This is a genomic window from Thiorhodococcus mannitoliphagus, assembly GCF_010915725.1.
In the GTDB taxonomy this organism is placed as follows: Bacteria; Pseudomonadota; Gammaproteobacteria; order Chromatiales; family Chromatiaceae; genus Thiorhodococcus; species Thiorhodococcus mannitoliphagus.
This window is the reverse complement of the sequence record NZ_JAAIJR010000492.1, coordinates 1-368: the sequence shown is the minus strand read 5'-3', so window position 1 is coordinate 368 and position 368 is coordinate 1. Positions and strand designations below refer to the sequence as shown.

The window sequence follows — 368 nt, the reverse complement described above, 5'->3', positions numbered from 1 at the left end:
GTGTGGTCGTCTGGCCGGTGGGTCTCGCGATGGGCGAGCGTCAACGGACAGGCCGCGCCTGGAGTGACTCTGGCACAAGCAGGGCGCTCAGGCGAGCGATCAACCGTCCATCCAAGCGGTGACCGTTCGGGGCTTGGAGGGACTCACCGTTTGAGGAGCAGACAGCGCCCCATGGAGCCCACCAGCGAGCATCCCATCGATCCCGCCATCCGCGCCAAGATCCTCGACCAACTCGGCGCCATCGAGGCCGAGCACCGGGTCCAGGTGCTCTATGCCTGCGAATCGGGCAGTCGCGGCTGGGGCTTCGCCTCCCCGGACAGCGACTACGACGTGCGCTTCCTCTATGTCCATGCCCTGCCCTGGTACCT

At 66.8% G+C, this 368-nt stretch carries 1 protein-coding gene; it reads left to right on the top strand.

Features of this window, described 5'->3' with window-relative positions; genetic code table 11:
* Window positions 1–171: 171 nt before the first annotated feature.
* Window positions 172–368, top strand: a 197-nt coding sequence (locus G3480_RS27485; protein ID WP_206171958.1) for a DNA polymerase beta superfamily protein, incomplete at its 3' end; no start/stop codon positions are given.